Source organism: Methanococcus maripaludis (assembly GCF_002945325.1).
Taxonomy (GTDB): domain Archaea; phylum AGJL01; class Methanococci; order Methanococcales; family Methanococcaceae; genus Methanococcus; species Methanococcus maripaludis.
The window spans coordinates 448,206-470,403 of sequence record NZ_CP026606.1 but is presented as its reverse complement, the minus strand read 5'-3'; the positions used below and the strand labels follow the sequence as shown (position 1 = coordinate 470,403).

The 22,198-nt window shown below is 29.8% G+C and carries 30 protein-coding genes; 18 read left to right on the top strand and 12 right to left on the bottom strand.

Translation table 11 applies throughout. From position 1 onward, the window contains the following. Nucleotides 1-18 precede the first annotated feature (18 nt). The 6 genes from MMJJ_RS02485 to MMJJ_RS02465 form a co-directional block, all read right to left on the bottom strand. A complete protein-coding gene (locus MMJJ_RS02485; RefSeq protein WP_244901550.1) occupies nucleotides 19-267 on the bottom strand; it encodes a DEAD/DEAH box helicase family protein in 249 nt (82 codons plus the stop codon). A 120-nt stretch (nucleotides 268-387) separates the two neighbouring features. Then, nucleotides 388-2,454, bottom strand: coding sequence for a hypothetical protein (locus MMJJ_RS02480; RefSeq protein WP_104837535.1), 2,067 nt, complete (start codon nucleotides 2,452-2,454; stop codon nucleotides 388-390). A 237-nt stretch (nucleotides 2,455-2,691) separates the two neighbouring features. Continuing rightward, complete coding sequence (locus MMJJ_RS02475; RefSeq protein ID WP_104837534.1) at nucleotides 2,692-3,768, bottom strand: toll/interleukin-1 receptor domain-containing protein; 1,077 nt, start codon at nucleotides 3,766-3,768, stop codon at nucleotides 2,692-2,694. A gap of 204 nt (nucleotides 3,769-3,972) precedes the next feature. Then, nucleotides 3,973-5,151, bottom strand: a complete 1,179-nt coding sequence (locus MMJJ_RS02470; RefSeq protein WP_104837533.1) for a hypothetical protein — start codon at nucleotides 5,149-5,151, stop codon at nucleotides 3,973-3,975. A 60-nt stretch (nucleotides 5,152-5,211) separates the two neighbouring features. Then, complete coding sequence (locus MMJJ_RS09480) at nucleotides 5,212-5,343, bottom strand: hypothetical protein (protein WP_276329393.1); 132 nt, start codon at nucleotides 5,341-5,343, stop codon at nucleotides 5,212-5,214. Nucleotides 5,344-5,440: 97 nt separating this feature from the next. Then, nucleotides 5,441-5,836 carry a hypothetical protein gene (locus tag MMJJ_RS02465; RefSeq protein ID WP_104837532.1) on the bottom strand — a complete coding sequence of 132 codons (396 nt, stop codon included), beginning with the start codon at nucleotides 5,834-5,836 and terminating at the stop codon, nucleotides 5,441-5,443. 184 nt (nucleotides 5,837-6,020) lie between these two features. Between MMJJ_RS02465 and MMJJ_RS02460 the strand changes: the two genes are divergently transcribed. The 14 genes from MMJJ_RS02460 to MMJJ_RS02415 all read left to right on the top strand — a co-directional run bounded on the left by MMJJ_RS02460 (nucleotide 6,021) and on the right by MMJJ_RS02415 (nucleotide 15,447). Further along, a complete protein-coding gene (locus MMJJ_RS02460; RefSeq protein WP_104837531.1) occupies nucleotides 6,021-6,209 on the top strand; it encodes a hypothetical protein in 189 nt (62 codons plus the stop codon). 12 nt (nucleotides 6,210-6,221) lie between these two features. Next, a complete protein-coding gene (locus MMJJ_RS02455; protein WP_104837530.1) occupies nucleotides 6,222-6,416 on the top strand; it encodes a hypothetical protein in 195 nt (64 codons plus the stop codon). Nucleotides 6,417-6,479: 63 nt separating this feature from the next. Next, nucleotides 6,480-6,623 (top strand): hypothetical protein, encoded by a 144-nt coding sequence (locus MMJJ_RS09275; protein WP_158658959.1) that lies wholly within the window; start codon nucleotides 6,480-6,482, stop codon nucleotides 6,621-6,623. Between the two features lie 4 nt (nucleotides 6,624-6,627). Further along, nucleotides 6,628-6,771, top strand: coding sequence for a hypothetical protein (locus MMJJ_RS09270; protein WP_158658958.1), 144 nt, complete (start codon nucleotides 6,628-6,630; stop codon nucleotides 6,769-6,771). 12 nt (nucleotides 6,772-6,783) lie between these two features. Continuing rightward, on the top strand, nucleotides 6,784-6,999 hold the full coding sequence (locus MMJJ_RS02450; RefSeq protein WP_104837529.1) for a DUF2080 family transposase-associated protein: 216 nt from the start codon (nucleotides 6,784-6,786) through the stop codon (nucleotides 6,997-6,999). A gap of 201 nt (nucleotides 7,000-7,200) precedes the next feature. Beyond that, entirely contained in the window at nucleotides 7,201-7,431 is a 231-nt protein-coding gene (locus MMJJ_RS02445; RefSeq protein ID WP_104837528.1) for a hypothetical protein, read from the top strand. A gap of 325 nt (nucleotides 7,432-7,756) precedes the next feature. Continuing rightward, nucleotides 7,757-7,912, top strand: a complete 156-nt coding sequence (locus MMJJ_RS09345) for a hypothetical protein (RefSeq protein WP_169929104.1) — start codon at nucleotides 7,757-7,759, stop codon at nucleotides 7,910-7,912. 5 nt (nucleotides 7,913-7,917) lie between these two features. Further along, nucleotides 7,918-8,136 (top strand): hypothetical protein, encoded by a 219-nt coding sequence (locus MMJJ_RS02440; RefSeq protein ID WP_104837527.1) that lies wholly within the window; start codon nucleotides 7,918-7,920, stop codon nucleotides 8,134-8,136. Then, a complete protein-coding gene (locus MMJJ_RS09340) occupies nucleotides 8,133-8,291 on the top strand; it encodes a hypothetical protein (protein WP_169929103.1) in 159 nt (52 codons plus the stop codon). Before MMJJ_RS02440 ends, MMJJ_RS09340 begins: the two co-directional genes overlap by 4 nt. Beyond that, nucleotides 8,288-8,527 carry a DUF2540 domain-containing protein gene (locus tag MMJJ_RS02435; protein WP_104837526.1) on the top strand — a complete coding sequence of 80 codons (240 nt, stop codon included), beginning with the start codon at nucleotides 8,288-8,290 and terminating at the stop codon, nucleotides 8,525-8,527. Before MMJJ_RS09340 ends, MMJJ_RS02435 begins: the two co-directional genes overlap by 4 nt. A gap of 5 nt (nucleotides 8,528-8,532) precedes the next feature. After that, nucleotides 8,533-9,501: a tyrosine-type recombinase/integrase gene (locus tag MMJJ_RS02430; protein ID WP_104837525.1), complete on the top strand. Its 969-nt coding sequence runs from the start codon at nucleotides 8,533-8,535 to the stop codon at nucleotides 9,499-9,501. A gap of 28 nt (nucleotides 9,502-9,529) precedes the next feature. Continuing rightward, nucleotides 9,530-12,544, top strand: coding sequence for a hypothetical protein (locus MMJJ_RS02425; RefSeq protein ID WP_104837524.1), 3,015 nt, complete (start codon nucleotides 9,530-9,532; stop codon nucleotides 12,542-12,544). A gap of 619 nt (nucleotides 12,545-13,163) precedes the next feature. Next, nucleotides 13,164-14,471 (top strand): hypothetical protein, encoded by a 1,308-nt coding sequence (locus MMJJ_RS02420; RefSeq protein ID WP_104837523.1) that lies wholly within the window; start codon nucleotides 13,164-13,166, stop codon nucleotides 14,469-14,471. Between the two features lie 10 nt (nucleotides 14,472-14,481). After that, nucleotides 14,482-15,447, top strand: coding sequence for a hypothetical protein (locus MMJJ_RS02415; protein WP_104837522.1), 966 nt, complete (start codon nucleotides 14,482-14,484; stop codon nucleotides 15,445-15,447). A gap of 78 nt (nucleotides 15,448-15,525) precedes the next feature. On the opposite strand, the gene MMJJ_RS02410 is transcribed toward MMJJ_RS02415, so the two are convergent. Further along, nucleotides 15,526-15,795, bottom strand: coding sequence for a winged helix-turn-helix domain-containing protein (locus MMJJ_RS02410; RefSeq protein ID WP_104837521.1), 270 nt, complete (start codon nucleotides 15,793-15,795; stop codon nucleotides 15,526-15,528). 171 nt (nucleotides 15,796-15,966) lie between these two features. On the opposite strand from MMJJ_RS02410, the gene MMJJ_RS02405 reads away from it, so the two are divergent. Further along, on the top strand, nucleotides 15,967-16,380 hold the full coding sequence (locus MMJJ_RS02405; protein WP_104837520.1) for a hypothetical protein: 414 nt from the start codon (nucleotides 15,967-15,969) through the stop codon (nucleotides 16,378-16,380). Between the two features lie 200 nt (nucleotides 16,381-16,580). Here the strand turns inward: MMJJ_RS02405 and MMJJ_RS02400 are convergent, their stop codons facing one another. Both MMJJ_RS02400 and MMJJ_RS02395 read right to left on the bottom strand, forming a co-directional pair. Further along, nucleotides 16,581-16,928, bottom strand: a complete 348-nt coding sequence (locus MMJJ_RS02400; RefSeq protein WP_104837519.1) for a hypothetical protein — start codon at nucleotides 16,926-16,928, stop codon at nucleotides 16,581-16,583. Beyond that, a complete protein-coding gene (locus MMJJ_RS02395; RefSeq protein ID WP_104837518.1) occupies nucleotides 16,925-17,194 on the bottom strand; it encodes a hypothetical protein in 270 nt (89 codons plus the stop codon). Before MMJJ_RS02395 ends, MMJJ_RS02400 begins: the two co-directional genes overlap by 4 nt. An 811-nt stretch (nucleotides 17,195-18,005) precedes the next feature. On the opposite strand from MMJJ_RS02395, the gene MMJJ_RS02390 reads away from it, so the two are divergent. From MMJJ_RS02390 to MMJJ_RS02385, 3 genes are all read left to right on the top strand, one after another. Beyond that, on the top strand, nucleotides 18,006-18,479 hold the full coding sequence (locus tag MMJJ_RS02390) for a DUF2254 domain-containing protein (RefSeq protein ID WP_104837517.1): 474 nt from the start codon (nucleotides 18,006-18,008) through the stop codon (nucleotides 18,477-18,479). A gap of 137 nt (nucleotides 18,480-18,616) precedes the next feature. Next, on the top strand, nucleotides 18,617-18,781 hold the full coding sequence (locus MMJJ_RS09390; protein WP_211286615.1) for a hypothetical protein: 165 nt from the start codon (nucleotides 18,617-18,619) through the stop codon (nucleotides 18,779-18,781). An 18-nt stretch (nucleotides 18,782-18,799) separates the two neighbouring features. After that, nucleotides 18,800-20,245 carry a hypothetical protein gene (locus MMJJ_RS02385; RefSeq protein ID WP_158658957.1) on the top strand — a complete coding sequence of 482 codons (1,446 nt, stop codon included), beginning with the start codon at nucleotides 18,800-18,802 and terminating at the stop codon, nucleotides 20,243-20,245. A gap of 11 nt (nucleotides 20,246-20,256) precedes the next feature. On the opposite strand, the gene MMJJ_RS02380 is transcribed toward MMJJ_RS02385, so the two are convergent. The 3 genes from MMJJ_RS02380 to MMJJ_RS02365 form a co-directional block, all read right to left on the bottom strand. After that, nucleotides 20,257-20,925, bottom strand: coding sequence for a hypothetical protein (locus MMJJ_RS02380; RefSeq protein WP_104837515.1), 669 nt, complete (start codon nucleotides 20,923-20,925; stop codon nucleotides 20,257-20,259). A gap of 9 nt (nucleotides 20,926-20,934) precedes the next feature. Further along, a complete protein-coding gene (locus MMJJ_RS02375) occupies nucleotides 20,935-21,759 on the bottom strand; it encodes a tyrosine-type recombinase/integrase (protein ID WP_104837514.1) in 825 nt (274 codons plus the stop codon). 180 nt (nucleotides 21,760-21,939) lie between these two features. Beyond that, nucleotides 21,940-22,185: a DUF2540 domain-containing protein gene (locus tag MMJJ_RS02365; protein ID WP_104837513.1), complete on the bottom strand. Its 246-nt coding sequence runs from the start codon at nucleotides 22,183-22,185 to the stop codon at nucleotides 21,940-21,942. Between the last annotated feature and the right edge of the window lie 13 nt (nucleotides 22,186-22,198).

The window sequence follows — 22,198 nt, the reverse complement described above, 5'->3', positions numbered from 1 at the left end:
TTTAGATGGGTTATTTCGTCAAAATAAACTATCAAAATGGACTATATAAATGTTAATTATTTGATAACTTTTTAATGAATTTAAAATAGAACCAACCGAAATATTGTAAAGTGATTTTCCAGCCCCGGTTGGTGCATTTAAAACAATTGTTTTCTTACCGTTTGAAATATGGCCTAAAATCTCCTCAATTTTTTCCTGCTGATACTTTCTCCAGTACTTAAAGTCTTCTGGGATATGTTCTAGCATATTTGGAGATTCTGGGATCATTGGTTTCACGTTTAAATTTAAGAAATAGTTTTACTTTAAGTTTTTAAAAAGAAGTATATTTAAAAGTGTTGATTTTTTGCGCAAATACCACAAAATATTAAAAAAAGAAAAATAAATTAATTATTCAACAACCACAGGTCCATTTTCAGTCCATTCAACAGTAAGGGGCATATCGGGAAGCTCATCTAAAGTTTTAAAGTATTCTAAAGCAGCCTGTGTTCCAAACCTGTCAGAACCTGCAATATATATTACCTGATAAGTTTTGATTATGTTTCCGTCGCGTACTTCAATATTTTTCACTTGAATTAGCCCTTTATTTTCCCCAGGATAGTCGTTTGTAATTGAAATTTCAAACTCTGAATCGTACTTTTCAGCAAATCCGTTTGCTTCTGGTCCACCAACAATTATTGTATCTCCTGAAAGTTCGTAATCGTTTCCATTTTTAACATTCTCTCTCAAATTCAAAGCATATCCTTCATCTACATCGCTTCCATATATAATATTTGAATTTGAAACTGCTCTTTTAATGGTTCCAGAACTAATTCCATCAGAAAGATCGGAACTATAATGGTTTCCAGTACTTCTTGAAGAAGTAGCTGGGGCTGAAATTTCAAAAGCAACCATTTCACTATTATTCACGTTTCCTGAACCATCAAACGCTTCAAATATTGCGTAGTGTTCGCCGTATGAAAACATGGATTTATCAAATGAGCCGTTAAACGTTTCATTTGTACCGTTTAATGAATAATATTCATTTGAACCGTCAAAGTATACGTTTACGCCCCATAGGTCGTTTTCAACGTCTTCTGCACTTATTGAAACAATAACTTCGTTTTCTAAAACATTTACGCTTGAATTAATAATTTCGGGGGCTGTTTTACTGTAAAACTTAAATACTACTGATTTATTGCAAGCATACGAATTTAATGTATTTATTTCTTCGATATCTGGATAAGAGCTGTATTTAATTATTCCAAATTCAGAAATTATTGAAGTTTCCGTTCCATTTGAAAAATTAACAAAGTAATATCCTTTTCCAGTGGTGTTTAATGAGTTTTCAAATTCAGATTTCCAGTCAGTCAAATCAATTACGATAAAATCAGGCATTGAGCCGTTTCCGCCATTTTGATTACAATAAAGACTTCCAAAAATATCTACATATCCAGAAATATTTGACTCATTTCCAATTCCAAAAATTATGTTTTGATCTTTTGTACCTTTATTTTCGGGATCAAACCGTACATACCCAATAAGTTCGGGGTGAGAATCTGAAGTATTGTACACTGCATCAGATATCCTAGCACAATAACAATCTTTTAGATTTGAAACTGCATCATACGTCATATAGTAACATCCATCACCATTAGGGCCCCATAATGGGCCTTCAGAATTCACAACTTTAAAAACTCCTGTTTCATTATCTTTTGACATGCTGTCATTATACCCTGCAATTACGACCGCGTGAGTTGCGTCCTCATGAGATTGGCAGTGATCTGAAATTATGGATGTATTTTCAAAACAATTTCTTAAATCATCGTAATGGATTGCAATAATTACGATTGAACCTTCGTTCAACCATGATTTTATAATTTCAGTATTACTCGTTAGGGTGAAATCAAAGCCTGTTATTCTGTATTGGGGTGCTTCAAGCCAGTCATCTTCATCGCCCCAAAAAGTATAGCTCTCATTTTCAGGCATTGTTTCATAAGTTACAGCACCAATTCTTGAAAGCATTTTTAATGTATCTTCGGAGTTAGCTCCAAGGTATATTTCCCCATTGTTCATTTTATTATACGTCCACAACGGATTCAAACATTTAGAACTGTCATTTCCTTTTAAATCCCAGTTGTTAATTCTTGCCTGTAAATATGAATTTGCATAGTATGAACAAGCCCATGAGGTACATGAACCGATTTTACCTTGATTTCCAACATTTGGAAAGTATTTATCTAATGATAAGTCAAGATAAGTATTATTTGGCAAATTAGCACTTTCAGAAAATCCCGTTACAAGATAAACATTATCTGTGCCTGAGATAGATCTATTCAATATACCAAATTCACCCAAATTTTCGTTTGTTAATTTACAATAGACATACTGTCCATCATCTACAAATTCAGCAGAATAATTTACTGAAATTAATGCAAAAAGTAATAATAAACACGTTGTTATTTTGAAAAAATTCAATTGAAATCGCCTTTTGATTTATTGATTACCGTTTTGATTATGAATATTTTAGTGAGTTAAAATTAAAAATTACCTCATTATATAGGCTTAATTTATAATATAATTATGTTTTAAAGTGCACTTTAAAAATTTAAAACAAGATCGATTCAATCCTGATAAAATATCAAAATAGTAATTATTTTCCTTTTTTAAAGTTAATTTCAAGTCCATCGGCTTTAAAATTTAAAAAAGAAAGAATTAGAATAATTTTTTAGAATTTCCGCCAAGAATACCTGATATTGAACTATCTGTTGATATATTAATATTAAAAGGATCATCTGATTTTTTTGTAGTACTGGTTTTTCTAGCATTAGTAGGTTTTTTAGCAGTTTTTGATTTTGAAGTTTTATTTTCTGAGTTTTTAGACTTTTTATCACTTGTTTTCTTTGCAGTTGTTTTTTTGGAGGACTTTTTAGCATTTTTTGAATCTTTTTCAATTAATTTAATGATATCTGAAAAAGTTTTTTCAGTTCGTTCATTCCAAATGGAAACAGGAATTGGTTTATTATTAAAGTTAGAATCTAAATAATCCTTAAATTCGTGTATTCTATCCTTCTCATTTATTTTAAAACCTTCAGTATGTTTTATTGTCATATTCATGTCGTCGTAATCAAAAGGGGGGATTAATACGGGAACGGATTCTTTTGTTTTAACCCATGCTGCACCTAATTCACACATACACATGGGACTTTCATAGAAATTTCTAGAAAGAAGGAATAATATTAAGTAATCATCATTTAGCTTGTTTTTTATATTGTCTAAGAAATTTTTTCCAAATTCATTTCGATGTCCCGTTAGGGATGTGCAAAATATTTGATCATGGGTTAAACCGGCATTTTCCAGAACATCTCTTAAAAGCTTTGCATATTCTTTATCTTTTGAAGAATGACTTATAAATATTTTCTTTTTTTTATTGGTTGCCATAGTAACCCCTCCAAAATCTAATTTTTCATTTTTATTATTGTTTAAACCTGATTCATTTTTAGATAAATATTTAGAATATTGAATAGTTTCACTTTCTAAAAGCTCACCAAGACCTTGATCGTCATCAGGGCCATATTTTTGCATTAATTCATTTAAACATTCTAATTGGATTTCGGGGGGAAATTGCGATATCCAACTTTCAAAAAGGGAGGCGTTACTTCCCCCAGTTCCTTCTATTCTTAAATCGTGCTGGTAGGATTTCTTAGAAAAATATGCATTGATGTCTTTCTTTCTCATCTTTTCAAAAACAATGATCGCAGTATTTATTACTGAATTATGTAACGTAAACAATATGTTGCCCCCATAAGTTACAATATCAAAATAAATCGTTATAAAAGTTAATAACTTAATTATTAAAAAAAGAATATTTAAAAATACCGATTAAATCCCGATAAAATATCAAAAATAGAATTAATTACTTTTTTTAAAGTTAATCCATAAGCCCTCGGCTTTAAAAAATTTAAAAAGATCGATTTACTTTAAAATTTAAAAGTATTATGTTCTGTTTAAAATCGTTTCGATAGTCTTTTTTAAATCATTTTGTAATTTTTCAACTCCCCGTGGAGTGTAAGAATACTCAATAATTCGCATATGGCGAACATCGAAGGGAATATCTGCAATATTTTGAGTTATTGTAATAACTTCTTTTCCCAATGCATGTGCAAGACCCAATTCATAAAAAACATTTGGATTCCTATGTGTTAAATCTGCAATTATAATGCGAGCTTCGTTAATACACTTCCAAATATCTTCAATGATCGGTTTGGTGTCAAATATATCGTCAGCACGCATACAATCCAAGTCTAATGATGTCATGAGGGGTTTAATATGATCTGCACAAACAACGTTGAAGACGTCTTCAAAAGGACATAATATAAATACCAGTTTATTATTTAACGAAAATTCATTGTTTTTAAAAATTGAATTTTGAATATTTGAGTTTATAGTAACATTCTCCACGTTCACACCTGTAATTTCAATTTCTTCGAGAATAATTTCCAGTTTTGAAAGAATTCCATTATAAAAATGAACAAAAATCTGTTCGTTAAAAACATCTGTTAATGTATCAAGGTTTTTATCTCCGCTCAATGCCATCAATGAAAAATTGTATGCTTTAAGTTTACCTTCTGAAATAGCCTTTAAAAATTTATATAATAAAGATAATCTTTTATCTTTATTTGAGGGTAATTCGTATCTAGCAGAAGCCACCATTGAGGACATTGTAGATGTTGTTTCAGAATACCAACTATCAAAATCATAATCTATAATCTTTAACTTAAGCATTATATGTCTTAAAACAGGGTCGTTTTCAAATTCATCCAACAATATTTTTATGTTGTTTTGATGTGTTTGGTATTTAGAATTCATTACCAGTGCTGAATTTTCATTTATAATTTTTTTAGCTTTTTCAACCTGTTTTTTAGTAAATTTTGGGTTTTCAACTGATTTTATTCCATTCGCAGTCAATTCTGTAAAATAATAAACACCCATTGTAGTTCTTTGTGCTTTAAGATCGATTTTGTTTTCATAACACAGATCTTTCAATGCGATATAAATATCATCATTGTCTACGCCTAGATACTTAAATTCTGATTGGGATAATGTTTTTTTGCCGTTTATATATTCTAAATAAATCTTTTCCATAAGTAAATCTTGAAGATTTTTCATTTCCATACATACACCATAAATTTTAGTTTTTTTAAATTACAATAAATCTTAAAAAAAATAAAAAAATTACTTCTTTTTTGAAGCGTCAATCATTTCTTTAATGTTCTTTTTAATCTGTTTTACAGGTTTTTTCCTTCCGTCCCCCGTTAATGCCCGATTTACTTTACCATTCGTAGTCGTTGGATTTTTCCTTGCCATTAACCCACCTCAAAAATAATAAATTTAATAACTTAATTATTTAAAAAAGAATATTTAAAAATATCGATTCAATCCCGATAAAATATCAAAATAGTAATTATTTACCTTTTTTAAAGTTAATCTCTAAGCTGTCGGCTTTATCAATGTTGATAACTTGTCCAACATCCCCGTTGATTTCGTTGTGAAATTTAACTCCTTTTACTTCTTCATCAAGTTCTTTATCCATTTCAAGTATTTTAAAAGCAAATTTGCCTGTTTCCGTTATTCTATAGAAACTTTTAGGAATATTTTTTTGGTCCACTCTAACTTCCAATTTTTCAATCATTCTATTTTGAAATAATGTGGATATTGCACGGCTTACTGCACTTTGATGAATGCTCCCATACGTTTCAGTTAGTTTATCCTGAAGATCTGTAAAAAACATTCCTTCTGAGTTCTCGAATACTAAAGTAAGAATATCTTTTACGAATTTTTGGTTAAAAATCTCAATCATACTATCCCGCTAGTTTTCCATGTATCAATTATGTTTACCTTATCATATATATTTGAAAATCATAACGAAATTAATTATTAAATAACAAAAAATGTAATAAGCTATATATAGGATAATTACTCATAATTACAAGTGTAATCAAATAACAAAAAATGTTATATGTAAAATTCAAGAGGTGAAATCATTGCTAGAAATCCTGGTGGATTTAATACTGAATCTATATTTAAAAATAATTTTTACAGCATTTCTGGCTTTCTGCTTCGTTTACATAACAATCCAAGGCTATGAAAAGATGAAAATAACGTATGGGGCGTTTTTAGCACTCCAGATTACGTTTGGAATTTTAGTTCTACTATTACTTCAAAAATTTTAAAAGGTGACTGAATTGGAAAATTCAAATCAAAATATCGAAAAAACGTATGAAACCATTTATAAAATCTTGGCAGGCGTCGAAAAAGAAGTTTTAGAAAAAACCGGCCGTAAAGTTCTCGGAATGGGAATAACGTGGGATGAAGAAGACTTTTTCATGTCAGTAAACATGGGCGTGTACCAAGATGTAAAATTAAATATTGAAGAATGATTAACCAAGTAAATTTCTAAAAATCCTTAAAATTAAATTTTAAAGAAAATGGGGCTGATAAAAATGGATCCAAAAGATTTCCAGATAATATGTAAAAAATGCGGTTCTACAAACGTTAGAGTAGACGTAATTTACAGGGCTGCAAGCACTACGGTGGGGCTAGAATGCAGAGACTGCACAAATGAAGAAACGGAAGATGGGCGGTAAACTCATGAACAATTCAGAAGCTAAAAAAACAAAAGAAAATTTCGAAAATGAACTTGAAAATCTTTTTAATGGTTCAAAACAGGTTGAAAATTTTGTAAAAGTCTCAAAATCCGATGAAAATTCAGAAACTAAACCAGATCAAAACTAAAATTCAAAAAAGGTGGTCATTATCGAAAATTCAGAAAAAAACATACTTGTCTGCTACGATGCAGTCATAAAAAAGCAGGGCGGCGGTGGAAGGGTCTGGCCAAATCCATTTCCAGAACATGTTGGAAAGCGCGCAAGAGTCATCATTTACGATGAAGACTGCCCGGTCGAGCCTGAAAGAATCGCAATTCAGATTCAAAACCAGTTAAAAACCAAAGCTGTTGAATAAAACTTAAAAAAAAGAAAATTTGTTCAGATGATTGTTAAAAAAAGGGTTTACAGTCTTCAAAAGATAAATCTACGTTAAAATCGTGGTTGTGAGATTACGAAATTACCCCCTTGAACACTGTGGCCCCACAGTAACAAAGGCGATCTTAAATTTAAACGTTATGTTTCGACAAATTATGTAAATTATGAAGAGGTGAAAACAGTGAAATTTCATTATATCATTAAAAAAGGAGCAATTCCTGAAAGTTACGGTGTAGCAAGTGGTAAAAACGAATTACTTAGAATTTTGAAACTTGTAAAAGACGAAAAATGCAAATTAAAAGTTTTAAGCCGTCCAGAATTTTTAAAAATCAAGAGAAAAATTGACATGAAGACGAACAGGAAACGAGATAGAATGTTCAAAATTGAAAGAATCGACTACCTAAACGCTTGAAAAAATAATTGCGTAAGAAGGTAAAAATTCAAAATCGATAAGTTTGTACAATTGCGTTTTGTACAATTATGGATCCGAATTTACCCCAAATAGCAATATCAAGTTATAATATTTAAAATTATTCGAAATTAAGACTAAATAAACCTTTAAAATGTTTAAAAATCATCTAAAAGATCTAGAAAAATAGTTTAGATCTAAAAAAATGATCAAATCAAAAAATAAGGTGCACGGTGTGGTCGTGTTCCCATTCCCGAGATATATCTAGACGTTTCAATTTATAAACGTTTCGGAAAATTCAAAAATTTTACTACAACAGGTGAAAAAAATGGACACTTATTCTTACTGGAAATATGGACTTTTAAACCTCCAGGTCGAAGTAAATCCAAAAGGACGGCTTGTAAACCAGGAAGGTCTTAGGGAAGTTCTTGATGAACTTAAAACAATTGTCGAAGAAAATGAAAGCAAAATATTTTTGGGGTGAAAAAAATGCAGGAAATGAAAGATGGGGATTTTTTGAAAAGCGACAAGGGTGTGCTTTTTTTAATTCTTAGAAAATTTAGAAACGGGGATTTTATCGCATTAAGTGACGTTGATTCAAAACCTGAAAGATTTTCGTCTGTCGATGTTAGAAACTACGAAATAATCACGAATCTGGAAAATAAGCAATTAAAACTGCTTAAAGAAGTAATTGGGGTGAAAGTATGATTGATGTGATAAACGTTGAAAATCACGAATCTGGAAATGCGGACGTTACAGCAATAGTTATTCAAGAATTTAAAGTTAAAGGAAAAGATTTTGATAAAATAAAAGGGGAATTAAACGAAATTTTTGAAAAATACGAAAAAGAGGTGGAACAATGAAACAGCACTTTACCCTGATAAGAGAAATGGATGCAAGGACCCTTCGATACTACTTTCATAAACTCGAAAATATTGAGAATATCGACCCAGAACAGCTCGCAGAAGTTGTCAAAGCACCAAAACAGCACAAACGACCATTAAGCCTTTCAAAAGAAGAAGAAAAAATAATTGAAAAATTCGGAAGAGCGACAAATCTACTCGTAAATTACATAATAATGACAGAAAGCACAGCGTGAATCAGATGGACATCGAGAAACTTATATCTATCAAACCAAAACGAGATGAGGTAAAAGAAACTCCACAAATTAGGGAATGGCTCGACCGTTTCAGGGAAGAGCGAGAATTTGATGGAATCAAAAAAACAACGTTGAGAAATGACATCACGAGGTTAAGGGTATTTTTATCGTTTGTTTTCCTAGAAATCGAAAAAACGCCTGAAATTACAAATAACGGCGACTTTGTCAAGTTCTTTAATTATCTTGAAAAAGAGCGAAAACTTCAAAGAAATACTCTTGACAAGTATTTTAAACTGTTAAAGGTGTTTTACCGACTTATGCGGCTTAAAAACTTCTCTCAGTTTGAAGAAGAAAGTAAGGAAAGAAAAAGATATTCAAAATTTGAAATAAAGCACTATGATTCAATAAATGCTGATTTGATAAATCAAGTGCTTCAAAAAATTATCAAAAGCAGCAGTAGAACAAAATTAAGGGATGCAGTACACATCCGGTTTTTATGGGATACTGGAGCAAGACTCTCTGAATCTTTAAACATCACGTATGGCGACTGCGACTTTAACGAAGGACTCTTCAAGCTTAGGGATACTAAAGGAAGTGAAGAAAGAATGGTAACGTGCTCAGGCGACACGCTTGAAGCTTTAAAGCACTACTGCAGATTTAATGTACTACAGGGGCCGGAAGATACGATCTTTCAAACTAACAAAGGCGGTAGAATCGTAAAAGTTGGTTGGATCGGTCAGGTATTTAAAAGTACAATTGATGAATTAAAACAAGAAGGTAAAATCCCAAAAAACAAACGAATCGTAGTCCACAGTTTAAGACACGGGCGAGCAGTAGATCTTTTAGATCAGGGAATTCCAATTGAAATTGTAAAAGAATATTTGGGGCACAAATCAATTGAAACGACGTTATTTTATGCACATTCTAAAGAAAGGCAGCAGAAAATGATTAAAGACATTAAGAAAATGCTATGAGTTTAAATTAATGTTAGAAAGGGGAAAAATGGATCGATCAGAGGCAAAAGAAAAAAGTATGCAGGCATTAACTGAAAATACTGTTAGAAAGTTTTTTGAACAGATTTTCTCGAAAAATTCAGAAGATACTGCATATCTTGAATTGAGGGCATTTAATACCAATAAAAAGCCAGTTTCAAAGTTTTATGAATATCCAAAACAGTTGGATTTGTTTTTAGATGAATCAAGAGCAGTAAATAAAAAACTCTGTGTATACTTTGGAATAGGCCTTAAAAAAGAAGAACGCGGAACTAAAGACGCTACATACGATAAACTCTCGATAATCCCGTTAGATATTGATATTTTAAAAGACTGCCTCGACTACAAAGATAAAACAAAATATCCAGAAACCCCTAATGAAAAAGATTTAAACCAGCTTTCAGATTCAGAAGCATTTTCAATCGTTAAAAGATATTTTAACAGTATTTACCTTCCGCTAGAACCTTCATGGGTATTTTATACAGGACACGGTGTGCAAGTTTACTATGTTTTAAATGAGTCAATCACTGAAGAAAAGTTAAAAGAATTTAAAAAAGTAATTGAGTTTGACAATGTTAATAAAGGTTTTATAAACGCGGATTCTAACATCTACGACCTTGCAAGAGTTTTAAGAATTCCTGGTTCAAATAATAAAAAATTCCAGGAAAAGCAGGGCAGGATTTTATCACACAAAAACAATGTTTATTCTTTTGATCAGATATTAAACGAATTTAAAAGCCACGTTCAATTTAAAGAACAGGTAAAATCAGAAAATATTGAAGAAACAACCTATGAAGCAAATTCAGAGATTAACTGGGATTATGTGCCACCATGTGTTAAAAAAGCGCTTGAATTAAGGAAAACTGGTTCTGCAAATCGAGAAATCCAGTTATTTTTAAGAGCATTTTTCATGAGGTACTTTAACCAGGATAGTGGAAATGATGCGAGAAAAACTCTTGAAATCTTTAAAAAATATTCAAATAATTTCAATGAAGAATTGACTTTAAAAAGCCTCGAAGAATGGTTTAAAACTAGACGGGCTCCTTCAAACTGTGCAAATTCTCCTGCAGAATTAAAAGAATCATGTAAAAACTGCAGTATCGTAAATATTAAACGAGGAAACCCATTAAAATCCTATTTTTTAACAAAAAGGGAAAACGAAGAATTAACTGCTGAACAGCTTGAAGAACAGCTCGAAGAAAAACAGGTTCTAATCAAGAGGGTTGGTGGAGCAAGTATTATAAACAAAACTTGGGAAAAAGAGCTCGCAAATTCCACGATGATAATGAGCAAAAATATTGGTTCTTATTCAAAACCACATATAAACCATGTTCAGTACTTTAATCTGGAAGATTTTGAATATAATAAAGAATTGGTGTTAAATAAGAAAGTAATTGATATTTTGGATGAAGAACATGCATTTTTGGACTTTGTAAACACTGTAAAGACTAAAAATGTCACATGGGAAGATTTTGCAGAAGATTACTATCTTACATACCAGCATATTGTTAAAAAATACGATAAAAACCAGAAAATCAAGAGATCAAAAGCATACGGATTTTTTGGGGAAAATTATTCAATCCTTGGAAATGATTGGGAACTTGATTCAAAGTATGTATGTCACGGAAAAGCAAAGAAATTAAGAGAATTGTTTGATTTAAAATATGAAATGGGTGAAATTGAAGATTTAATTTACCATCTAGACCAGTATTTACAGGATGATCTTGGAAAGTGGATTTTAGAGTATTCTATGGCATCATTATTTAGATATTACTTAATGGACACTAAAAAACTGGATATGTTTCCAAATCTTGTAATTACCGGACAGCTTGGAACAGGAAAAAGTGCGAGAATAAAACTGCTTTTTGCAAAAATGTTCTTAAATCTGGATATTTTAAACAGTAAAAAGGTAGCAGGCGGAACGGGAATAAGATTAGAGAATGAACAGTACTGCAATTTACCTTTAATCATTGACGAAGCGGAAATTCCTGAGCAGATGTATGACATTTTAAAAATTTTAGGGACCTCCAAAAGAACTGAAGATTCAAGATATAACATAAGCACAAGAATCGAAAATTCGCTTATAAGACCATTAATGGTTTCAGCAAACAGTATACGAATAGAAGATCCAGCGCTAGTTGACCGTTGTGTTATTATTGACGTTGATGACTTAGCTTTGGTAAATACTGAGGATGAACACAGGTATTTGATAGATAAAATCAACAAACTTGGAGCGTTTATCTATAGAAATATTGATAAATTCTATGAACAATTAAAAACGCTGGATTTTAAGGCTTCCAGAAAGAATGCAAAAGAAAGCATATTTTACATTGGAAAAGAACTGTTGAAGTTCTTATTTGAAAGCTTTGGAATGAAATATAATTCAAGTTCTGAAAATCCTGTTGAAAGCTATACGCATACGAGTACACTTGGAAAAAGAATCAGGAAAACAATTGTCGATGACGTTAAGAGAATTATTGTTACCGAAGAAGGCGTACAGTATAATATTTATGATGCAGTGAACAATTCCGTTCCTAGAGATGCTTATAACAAGCTCATGAACAAACTTTCCGCAGTTGGTGTCTTTGTAAAAGAAGATCGAAAGGAAGGATTTATTAAATTACTGCTTACAAACGAGAGCAAAGATCATTTAAATATCGATAAGCTTGGAATATACAGTCTAAGGAAGTTAAAAAACGAAGAAGAGTTTGACTACAAAGAATACAAGATTGACGGAAAGACGAAAAAAGCTCTTTCAATGAATTTAATGCCTATTGAAAAAGATCGTGAAATAGGTTTCGTTAGAAATGATTCGGAAAATCTTGACAGTGACGAAAGAATAATTTTAGAGCTCATAAAAGACGAAGTTGAAGAAAAGAAATCGAATGTGGTTTCAAGAGCTGCAGTGATTTCAAGAGCAATGTTTAGAAATTATCAGGAAGGGGCTGTTGAAGACAAAATTAAAGTAATGATTGATAAGGGGATCTTGACTGCATTTAAAGATCAAAAACTGATGATCGCGTAAATTGAAAGGTATAGCGTTAGCTATCAAAATATTACTAATTTTTAAAGATTTTCAATACTTTTTTAAGGAATATATCTTATTTTTCAAAGTTTTTTAGAAATCCAAGTTTGAGCTGTAACTTTTGCAGCTGGTCCTTAATTTCAATACTATTTTTGCAAGAAATATGTAAAGTTTAATTTAATAAATTTGAATATTTTTCAAAATTTAAATTGATAAAATAATATTTTTAATTTTGGTTACCATTTTTTCTCAAAAGTTACCATGTTTGGTAACCAAATGGTAACTTTTTGGTAACCTTTTTTAAGAAGATACAGAAGTTATTTTTTAAAAATACGGGTTAATTGTACGTTTTGATTTTGCGGTTACCAGGTTACCACAATTTTTGTGATTAGTACTGGAAAAAAAGTTGAAGATGAAATTTATGAAAGAAAACTTTATTTTAAAAAATAATTATTATGGTTAATCCAGTGATTTAAATTGATATAACTGCAAAATTTCTATTTAAATGAGTAGTATGTGGGTAAATTATATAGTAAAAGTTATATTATTTTGAGGTAATTAAGAAAATTAATTATGTTATTCGGGTCAATAATTTAAAAAATATATTTAGGGGGATATGTTGCCAGATTCTAAAAATAAGAATGGATTGACTAATGATGAATGGGAAGCACTATATGATGCATTATCCAACCTTAAGTTACCCACTGTAGATACGATTCATAAAGACCTTTATGGTTTTAAATATACTCCTTCAAAAGGGGCAAAAACAATAGATAAAATTGCAGTTAGTATTTTAACTCATAAAAATGGAGAATTAGTAAAAAAAGTAGTAATGGATTCCCTTAGAGATATAAAATATTTGGGAAAACCCCTCGGAGGTTATATTCTAAAAATTGCTAATGAAAATGTTGATTTTGAAAATTTGGAAAAGATTTTAACGGAAGCTGAAAATTTCCAGATATTGGAAAAAAATCCATTAAGGTTCAGTTATAAATACATAAAAGCTAAATTGGATATTTACAGTGAAGGGGAGCATCCTCCATTTTATAAACGGTCAAATAAAATCAATGTGAGAATAGATAAAAGCAAAAAGAGGGTATATGTTGAAGATACGCAGCCCTCAATGCTTAAAAAAATTAAGCCAATCTTACAAAATAGTTTATACCTCGAAACTAAGGGGGTGGAAGATGATACAGAGATGGATATGGATTATGCGATAAATTCCCGTATAAAATTTCAAAAATTTGTTAATGATGTTAGGGTAATTTTTACAGTAAATTATGCACAGTACGTGAATGAACAGGAGATGAGTAAATCGGAACCTTTTAAAGAGAATTTAAATAAATTTAAAACATTGGACGGGTATAGCAAATTTTTAAAGAGATTTAAAGGATATGATTTCGAGGATCAGCAAAAATATTTTGAATTAATGGGATTGAAACCTGAAAGCAATGGTGAATACAACTTTGATAATAGTATTGCTAAAATTGAGGATACATTACTTCACGATGATTTTCAAAAGGCCATCAATGAGATAAACAGGTCTGTGGTGGTCAAAGGATATGAGATAAATACTAGATATATCCGAACTCGAATTATGGGTAAGGAATTAAAACAACGTTATGAATGGACCGAAAAATTTGATAAATTAAATATTGGTTGTATCCAGAAAGATGTTTATGATGAAAAATTACTTAAGGAATTCAGTGAAGTTTCTGGAATATTGGTGGGTATAAAAGGTAATTTATATTATCGTGGATCAAATATTGAATATTCTTTGAAACATGGGAAAAGTGATGGAACTATATCGCCAACTCATGTTAGCTTAAAGATAACTAAAGGGGTTGAAAATTATAAAGATAGGCACCTTTTGAAAGACGCACACGATGCTTTCCTTTGGCCATATGAAAGGATATTTCTACAATAGGCGATAAATTATGAAACCTGTAGAATATGGCCAGCACGTAACTAACATAGTACTCCTAATAATTGGAATTGTTTCGATAAATTATTTAACTGACTTTAGCTTGGAGTATGAAGTATTATGTTTTACAGGTTTATTGGTCTTTATTTTTACGATTTTTTACGTACTAATTTTAAATCAAGATATTAGGGATGAATCAATATTAAATAATAATAATAATAAAGTGAGGCATATTTCTATAAATTCGGTCGAAAAAAACGTAAATCCAAAAAGGGAAGATTTAAAAATATTACTTTTTTCAGCGATAACTTCAATGATGACATTTGCTGGAATAATGGCCTTATTTTCATTATTTATATGGTTATCCCTAAAAGTATATACAGGATCTTGGGAAATATTTTATTACATAATGGAAATATTGCCTACACAAAAATTAAAGACAGATTTTTTAAATTTAACTATTTGGGATTTATATGTATACAATCACCTCGAATTCATCTGGATAAAGTTACGAATTTGGATATACATTGTGCTTTTTGGGGTATGTTTTATGATAATGGGAAAAAATTCATACGTAGAACAGCTGAGATTTCGATCTGCAGGTATGATTAATGTTGATATTGACCCAAAAGATCTGATTCGTATTTCTGATGAGTATTCTTATTCTGTAGTTATATTCATAGACAATGATGGGTCAGAACCTATATCTGTGAAAGATTTTAAAATTAAAATACCAAACAATGTTACGTTGAAGTATGGAAGCCGTGAGTTTAAGGAAAGTTTCTGTTTAAATGATTATTTTGAACTAAAAAATATAAAAGAATATGTTATCGGGGCTAAAAAATCAAGAATATTGGAATTTAATTTAAAACACGAATACAAAGACCCAAAAGACTGTTCAAACGTACTGAGGTTATCTGCCGACATAAAATTTGAAGATGTAACTCATAAAAAAGATTTGAAGATAATTGTGGAATAGTTTCTGAGTAATATTTAAATCCATGTTAATATCTCTACTTTTAAAATTTTAAAAAAGGCTGTTTTAAATTTAATTAACTTATTTTAATTCCTCAGCAATTTCATAAATTTTTAAAGCTCTTTTTCCTTTTCCAGTCAATTTAAAATAGCTTTTAGAAATGTTTGTTTGACTTTCCCCGATTCTTTTTTCTAAATATCCATTTTCAACGAGTTCAGTTAACAATTGGCTTAAATTACTTTGATTTATTTCAATTTCCGTTTTTATCTGCCCAAAATACATTTCGTCATGTTCAGATAATAATTTTAAAATTCTATCCACATTTCGTTTAGATAACAGTTTCAAAACCATCTAATCACTGTTTTAGTTTGTAGTTGTATTTTCTTAAATTGTTTATATATTAAATAATATTTTGTCAATTATAAAAAGTTTGTAAAATAGCAAACTATTTATAGAAAAATAGGCATACTTTATTTGTAGAATTGCAAACTATTTATCTAACTACAAATAAGGTGAAAACAAATGTCAGGAGAAATAGAAGAAAAAGTTTTAAGAAATCTAAAAAGTCACGAAGAATTAAGCGATATTTTAAAATCGACACTTTATAAAATGTCTTTAGAAGGTTTTGAAGCATTTGAAGACTATAAAAACTACGCTAATCCAGATTCATTCTCAAACGTTGTTAAAAAAATCGAATGGGTCGAACTGGTTGAAGATGACAGGTTATCAGTTCACAAATTGCAAAAAATTAAACTGCCAGACCTTTCAACAAAAACCACTGAAATCATGTCAGAAGGTAATTTAACAATAGATCAGTTCTTAGTTGGATACATTGTCCCAGAAGATAAAGTAATCGAAGAAATAAAAAAAGGAAACGAATTATATTATGTAAAAGATGCTGATTTATTCTACAAAATCAATGTTGACGAATTTTAATTATCAAAAACTCTCTTTTTACAGTTTTATTTTAAAATTTAAGTAAAATAAAAGTTTTTAAAATCCTTTTTTTGAAAATTCAAAAGTCAAGGGACCTGTTTTACAACAGATGTGGATAGTCGATAATTATTCTTTAATTTTCAAAGAATTAAAAAAGATAATTTAATTGTAATGCATCAAAATTTTACTATAATCAAAAATTACCGATTTTTATAGCCGAATTTCTTGTTGTATGTTTTGTGGTCCATAATATCCAATACCAAAACAATAATTTCAATTCCCGTCGTTCCATTTGTAATTGTATACGTAACCCTGAAAAATTGAGGTAATTCGAATCGAAATAAATTTTTAATTTCGTAAGTTTTAACGTATTCCTTTGGAATTAACTTTTTAGAAACAGGATCTCCATAATGAACGTTGGTTTTTAAAATTTCAACTTTTTCTAAAAATGAGTTAAGTATCGATTTGTCAAGTTTTTCATCGCTTTCTTTTAATTTGGTATATATTTCAGCAGCATTTGGAGAAAGAACTACTCTTACATCCTTCATAGTTCAAGCCCATTATGTACTACGTTTTTTAAATTCACATTTGTATTGAATATCCAGGTAATTCCTTTTAAAGATACTGCAATTTTGTTACTTTCTTCCAAATATTCTAAAATTACTTTTAAAGTGTTGTGATTCACTTTTTTTGGAAGTTTTTTCTTCAATTCTGGAATTGTTATGATACTGTCTGCATCTTTCAATGTTTCTTCAACCATAAGAATTGTATTTAGGGTTGGCGAGTGTTGTAATTTTGATTCACTTACTGCCATATTTATCACCATTTGATACAAGTTGATAACTATTATTTACAAGATTGTATAAATAACTATTGAGTTTTTTAAATTTCAAAAATAGAAAAAATCAATGTTGACGAATTTTAACTATTCAAAACTCTCTTTTTAACGTTTTAATTTAAAATTTAATTAAAATAGAGGTTTTTAGAACTTTTAAAAAACAGAATCTATCAATTCTTTACATTTTGATAGATTTTGATAGTTGAGTAATGGTCCACTATTAAAAAATTTTAATAACGCAGGTTAAGCGCTTAGAATTGTTAAACAAAGGCCAATTTTCTTTAACAACTATAATTTATGTATTATTTCTAAATTTAAAAGCCGTTTTTTCGTCGATTATAAAACATTTCTTCTTATTTTCAAAGTAGATGGTAGAATCCTATAACTCAAGATTATAGCTAAAATTGCCTCGACAATATGGTCAGAGTACTGGTCAAATGGACCTTCAAGTACTCTGGCGGACCATGCTATCAAGACATCATGAGGGGCCATTGAGCTATTAAAGAATTCTCCAAAGACTTAGAAAATTTTAAAAAATTTTTCGGTCTGCTAATCCCGTTACTCTCTGAGTAACCCGAGTTCAAATCTCGGTCTCCGCGTTTTTTTAAATCTGCGAAATTTTAGTGAAATAAAGCTTTTTTATGGTTTTTTAAGATAAGTTACATTACAGGATTTAGTCCCGTACTGTTTTTACGAACTGCTATTTTGTAGATATCGGGACGTTTGATTTTAAAATAGAAAATTTATTATTCAACCTCAACTTAATACTTTTAAAAAAGATGATAATTTGGGGATTGGATCAGATTTAGTTTGTGGGTGGATTGCTAACCAAAATATTTTTTACATGCATTTTTTAGGCGGTATTGCATTTTTAATTTATTTGGGACTATTTATAACTGTTTTTCACCGTAGTTATGCATATATTTCAAAAGAATCTGTTGGAGATTGTATAAAAAGTATAGTTTCAGGAAATAATCCTATTTATGTAGTAATTTCGCTATTTCTGGCGTTTCCTGTCGTTTTTTATTTTAATTTTTTTAATGGGGCATTTGATAATTATCGGTATATACTAAGTACAATTTCACAATCTCAGGCGGCAATATTGGGGATTATAGTTTCGATAACTTTTGTTATAATTCAAATCGCAACCGAAAGATTTTCTATTTTTACATTTAAAATATTTTTAGATAATAAATTTTGGATGCTTTTTTCAGTTTTTTCCGCGTCAATAGTCTTTAGCATAATAATGCAGGATTTTTAACAGAAACTGAGGGAGGTTTATTTGGAATTTATATCTTAATTTCCCTTTTAATTTTTTCAATATTTACTTTAATTGATTATATATCGGGTGTAACCGAAAAGTTAACGTCAAAATGGGTCTTTAATGAATTATTAACTATGTTAAAAAAGAAAATATCATTATTTATGGGGCCAAATCCTGAAGAAAACCGGAGAGAACTTTGTAAGGATATTTTGGAATCCCTACAGGATCTATTAAATTTTGAATATTCGAGAATTAAAAATCAAGACCCTAATTATCTTGAATACCTGAAGTCCATTTAATCATCAGAATGGTATTTATTGGATGATAAGTGTAAATTGAAGTTTTCAAACGAGTATAAATCAGGAATTTTAAAAATAATATCTATTTTAAGCTTATCTGGATATTCTATGGCATTTAAAAGTATATTTTCATTTATTGGAACATTATGCACTTCTTTATTGCTTCAATATTATCGTAGTTGGGGATTAATTGATATTATTGAGTATATTGGGGATTTTTTAACAGATGTAGTATATCTGCTTACAAATACGAAGTTTTCAGAAAAAATAGTAATTAATGTCATATTGACTATGTCTAACATTAAATCCGGAATATTTTATATATATTTAAGGGAAGATCTTATTAATCATCCTGGAATGAAAACTGACCTTGAAAAATTATATATTTCAACGCTAAAACAAATAGCGGAACTTTCTTATCTTTATTTAAATTTGGATTTACTGATAGTTTCGAATTATCAAATTTTAAATTCGAGTTATGATGCAATATCAAAGTTTTCAGAAATTCAAAAAAATAGGGTAATTTCTGAAATATCCAATATATCTGTAAACATAATGAAAAATATTGAATTGTTATCAAAAAAAGTTTCAACTGAACAAATGCAACGAATCGCCCACTTATTTGAATATAATGTGGCCATAACTGTTTATTCTACAATTTATTATCTAAAACAGTATGCTGATCCGGGAATATCTTACGAAAAGTCAAATATTGAACTAATTGTTGATAATCACCCTTATTTAAAACGATGTATCGATAATCTTATGATTTTATCAAAATTAGAATTTTATCCAAGATTAAATGTTCCAAATTTCAGTGAACTCATAAGAGGTTATTGCGAAGCCAATATAATTTCAGATCTTTCAAAAATTGAAGATATACGCTATACCCAATTATTTAGAAAAAATATTAAGGATTTAGATGAATTTTTGGATAAACACTTATTGAAGAACGTTTTAAAAATTTTGGATCATAAAGATCTCCCATATTCATACCAAAGTAATATAAAAAAATTAACGGAAAAACTAGGCGAATTAAGAAATATTGATAAATTATCTCTAAAATCTTTAAACGAATACGTTGACGAAGTAATACCTTTAACTGAGGACATTAATCGGTTAAATATTAAAAACTGTTTTGAACCAAGGGATATCCGACACTATGAAGAATTTGAAGAATTACTTCATGCAATGAAAGATCATGAAGAAGTTACCTTCGGGGGATTTAAACGTATTTCTTCAGCATTATGTAGGCGTTTAGCACGATATTATTTCAACAACGAAGAAATTGAAATGATTAACCGTGTCGAAGAACAATATATTGAAAAAGTTATACGATCAGAACTAACTTTCAATCCAAGAATGTTTTCTTTAGTTAATCCATTACATATTCATAGATTTGAAGAAAATGAAGCTGAAGCCTGTAAATATATGTTGAAAATATTGGAAAATAGATTAAATTAATAATTATGATATTAATTTGAATCTTGAGAAGTATTAATCCTTTCTAAAAGGTCCATATTTAAATCTTCATCTGGGACATAAACGCTTTTTAAACCCTCGACTTTCCTATTTATATCGTTAAATAGGTTAACATTTAATCTCAACCATACATCGGCCATTTTTACTCCAAAATGATCCAGATCTTTAAATCCAATGCCGTCTACAAGTGCATGATCAAGATCCCATACTGTAAGATTTAAAGTGTTTAAATCTTTTCCACTTATTCCAATTTCCAAGATATCTTCAAGTTTTTGGTTTTTTTCTATCAGTTCTGAAACTTTTATTGGAACCATTTTATCACAAAATGGCGGATCCATACTAATTTCAACGGCCATATCTTTTAAATTTTCCAATGTAAGTATATGGGATAACTCTTTTCCGTAAAATGCATAGTGGTATTTTTCGTCAAATTTGGCCATAATTTCCTCGATATTATCGACATACATAACTGGTAAATCGTATTTGTTCATATCTTTAAGGATAAAACCTTGTTCTTCTAATTTTTTACCATCTAAAAGAATGTCCATGTCTGAAAGTTTGATACCCGAAAATATAATGTATTCATAATTCACTTCGTAGTATTTTGTACCTTCCTGTAAAAAAGGATGGGTATTTGAGTCTATAAACTTCATTTCTTTCATATTTTCCCCTCATAGTATTTTTTGAATGTTTTTAATCATTTTTTCCTTCCTTTCCTTTGAATGAGAATAGAATAGGGTTGTATCAAGTGATTTATGCCCTAAATATTCTTTTACAATATCTATTGGCTGACCTTTTTCAAGTAAATCAACAGCTCGTCCATGTCTTAAAGAATGCACAACGATTTTTCTATTTGCAGGAATTTTGCCATCTTTTTTTAATTTATCGACAGCTTTTCTAAATATTTCCCCTATCCATCCCCTTCCGATAGGTTCGCCATTAGAATTTTGAAAGACTCTATCTTTAGATCCTTTTTTGATATTGTATTGGACATAATAGTTTAGAACTTCTAACGTGTCTGTTGAGCATACAACGGTTCTTTCTGCTTTACCTTTTGTATTTCTTAAAACAAAGGTTCCTTCTTCAAGGTCTGAGTCCCCATAAGTTAAGTTCAATGCCTCAGAAATTCTGCATTCTGAATCCCACAAAAACCGGATAATTGTTGCATCCCTAATTTTTGTTCTGCTTTTACTTTCAATAATTACGTTCATAATGTCGTTTAAAAGGTCTGAAGATATTGCGTCATAGTGCTTTATTTCAAAACCTGAAAATCTTTTACGCTCTTGGCTTTCATCCTTAAAATCTTTAAAATTGTCAAGCCTCATGAGTTGGTAAAATACTTTCAATCTAGTAATGTCATTTCCAATCGTTGAAGATTTAATTCCATCAAACTCCCGTTCTTCCCTGAATTTGTTAAGCCACTTTTTAACTTCAGGAGGTTCTTTTTGAGTTTCTTTTTTAGGTTTTAGGAGCAGTTTATTTTTAAAATCATTCATTCATTCATTCATTCATTCATTCATTCATTCATTCATTCATTCATTCATTCATTCATTCATTCATTCATTCATTCATTCATTCATTCATTCATTCATTCATTCATTCATTCATTCATTCATTCATTCATTCATTCATTCATTCATTCATTCATTCATTCATTCATTCATTCATTCATTCATTCATTCATTCTGCTCTGCCTCGATAATTAAATAATTTACAAGAATGTTTGTGGCTTTTCCAAATTTATCAGTGATATTTTGCTCTTGTTTTGATAGTTTAATGGTTCTTTTGTAATTCTTTTTTGATTCAACAAGATTTTTTAATCTTTCAGGATTTATAGATGTTAAATTTTCGAGTTTGTGAAGGTAATACCTTAAAGCTCTTGAATCAACATCTTTTACTAAATAGAATTGTTGTTGTGTCATGATCCCACCTAAG

Bases quoted from the DNA above. Each gene is read 5' to 3' on its own strand.
- MMJJ_RS09480 (WP_276329393.1), bottom strand. From the start codon at position 5,343: ATGGCAAGGAAAAATCCAACGACTACGAATGGTAAAGTAAATCGGGCA.
- MMJJ_RS09345 (WP_169929104.1), top strand. From the start codon at position 7,757: ATGGACACTTATTCTTACTGGAAATATGGACTTTTAAACCTCCAGGTC.
- MMJJ_RS02380 (WP_104837515.1), bottom strand. From the start codon at position 20,925: ATGAAAGAAATGAAGTTTATAGACTCAAATACCCATCCTTTTTTACAG.
- MMJJ_RS02425 (WP_104837524.1), top strand. From the start codon at position 9,530: ATGGATCGATCAGAGGCAAAAGAAAAAAGTATGCAGGCATTAACTGAA.
- MMJJ_RS02405 (WP_104837520.1), top strand. From the start codon at position 15,967: ATGTCAGGAGAAATAGAAGAAAAAGTTTTAAGAAATCTAAAAAGTCAC.
- MMJJ_RS02375 (WP_104837514.1), bottom strand. From the start codon at position 21,759: ATGAATGATTTTAAAAATAAACTGCTCCTAAAACCTAAAAAAGAAACT.
- MMJJ_RS02395 (WP_104837518.1), bottom strand. From the start codon at position 17,194: ATGGCAGTAAGTGAATCAAAATTACAACACTCGCCAACCCTAAATACA.
- MMJJ_RS02400 (WP_104837519.1), bottom strand. From the start codon at position 16,928: ATGAAGGATGTAAGAGTAGTTCTTTCTCCAAATGCTGCTGAAATATAT.
- MMJJ_RS02410 (WP_104837521.1), bottom strand. From the start codon at position 15,795: ATGGTTTTGAAACTGTTATCTAAACGAAATGTGGATAGAATTTTAAAA.
- MMJJ_RS09275 (WP_158658959.1), top strand. From the start codon at position 6,480: ATGGATCCAAAAGATTTCCAGATAATATGTAAAAAATGCGGTTCTACA.
- MMJJ_RS09340 (WP_169929103.1), top strand. From the start codon at position 8,133: ATGATTGATGTGATAAACGTTGAAAATCACGAATCTGGAAATGCGGAC.
- MMJJ_RS02470 (WP_104837533.1), bottom strand. From the start codon at position 5,151: ATGGAAATGAAAAATCTTCAAGATTTACTTATGGAAAAGATTTATTTA.
- MMJJ_RS02435 (WP_104837526.1), top strand. From the start codon at position 8,288: ATGAAACAGCACTTTACCCTGATAAGAGAAATGGATGCAAGGACCCTT.
- MMJJ_RS02485 (WP_244901550.1), bottom strand. From the start codon at position 267: ATGATCCCAGAATCTCCAAATATGCTAGAACATATCCCAGAAGACTTT.
- MMJJ_RS02430 (WP_104837525.1), top strand. From the start codon at position 8,533: ATGGACATCGAGAAACTTATATCTATCAAACCAAAACGAGATGAGGTA.
- MMJJ_RS02465 (WP_104837532.1), bottom strand. From the start codon at position 5,836: ATGATTGAGATTTTTAACCAAAAATTCGTAAAAGATATTCTTACTTTA.
- MMJJ_RS02365 (WP_104837513.1), bottom strand. From the start codon at position 22,185: ATGACACAACAACAATTCTATTTAGTAAAAGATGTTGATTCAAGAGCT.
- MMJJ_RS02415 (WP_104837522.1), top strand. From the start codon at position 14,482: ATGAAACCTGTAGAATATGGCCAGCACGTAACTAACATAGTACTCCTA.
- MMJJ_RS02440 (WP_104837527.1), top strand. From the start codon at position 7,918: ATGCAGGAAATGAAAGATGGGGATTTTTTGAAAAGCGACAAGGGTGTG.
- MMJJ_RS09270 (WP_158658958.1), top strand. From the start codon at position 6,628: ATGAACAATTCAGAAGCTAAAAAAACAAAAGAAAATTTCGAAAATGAA.
- MMJJ_RS09390 (WP_211286615.1), top strand. From the start codon at position 18,617: ATGTTAAAAAAGAAAATATCATTATTTATGGGGCCAAATCCTGAAGAA.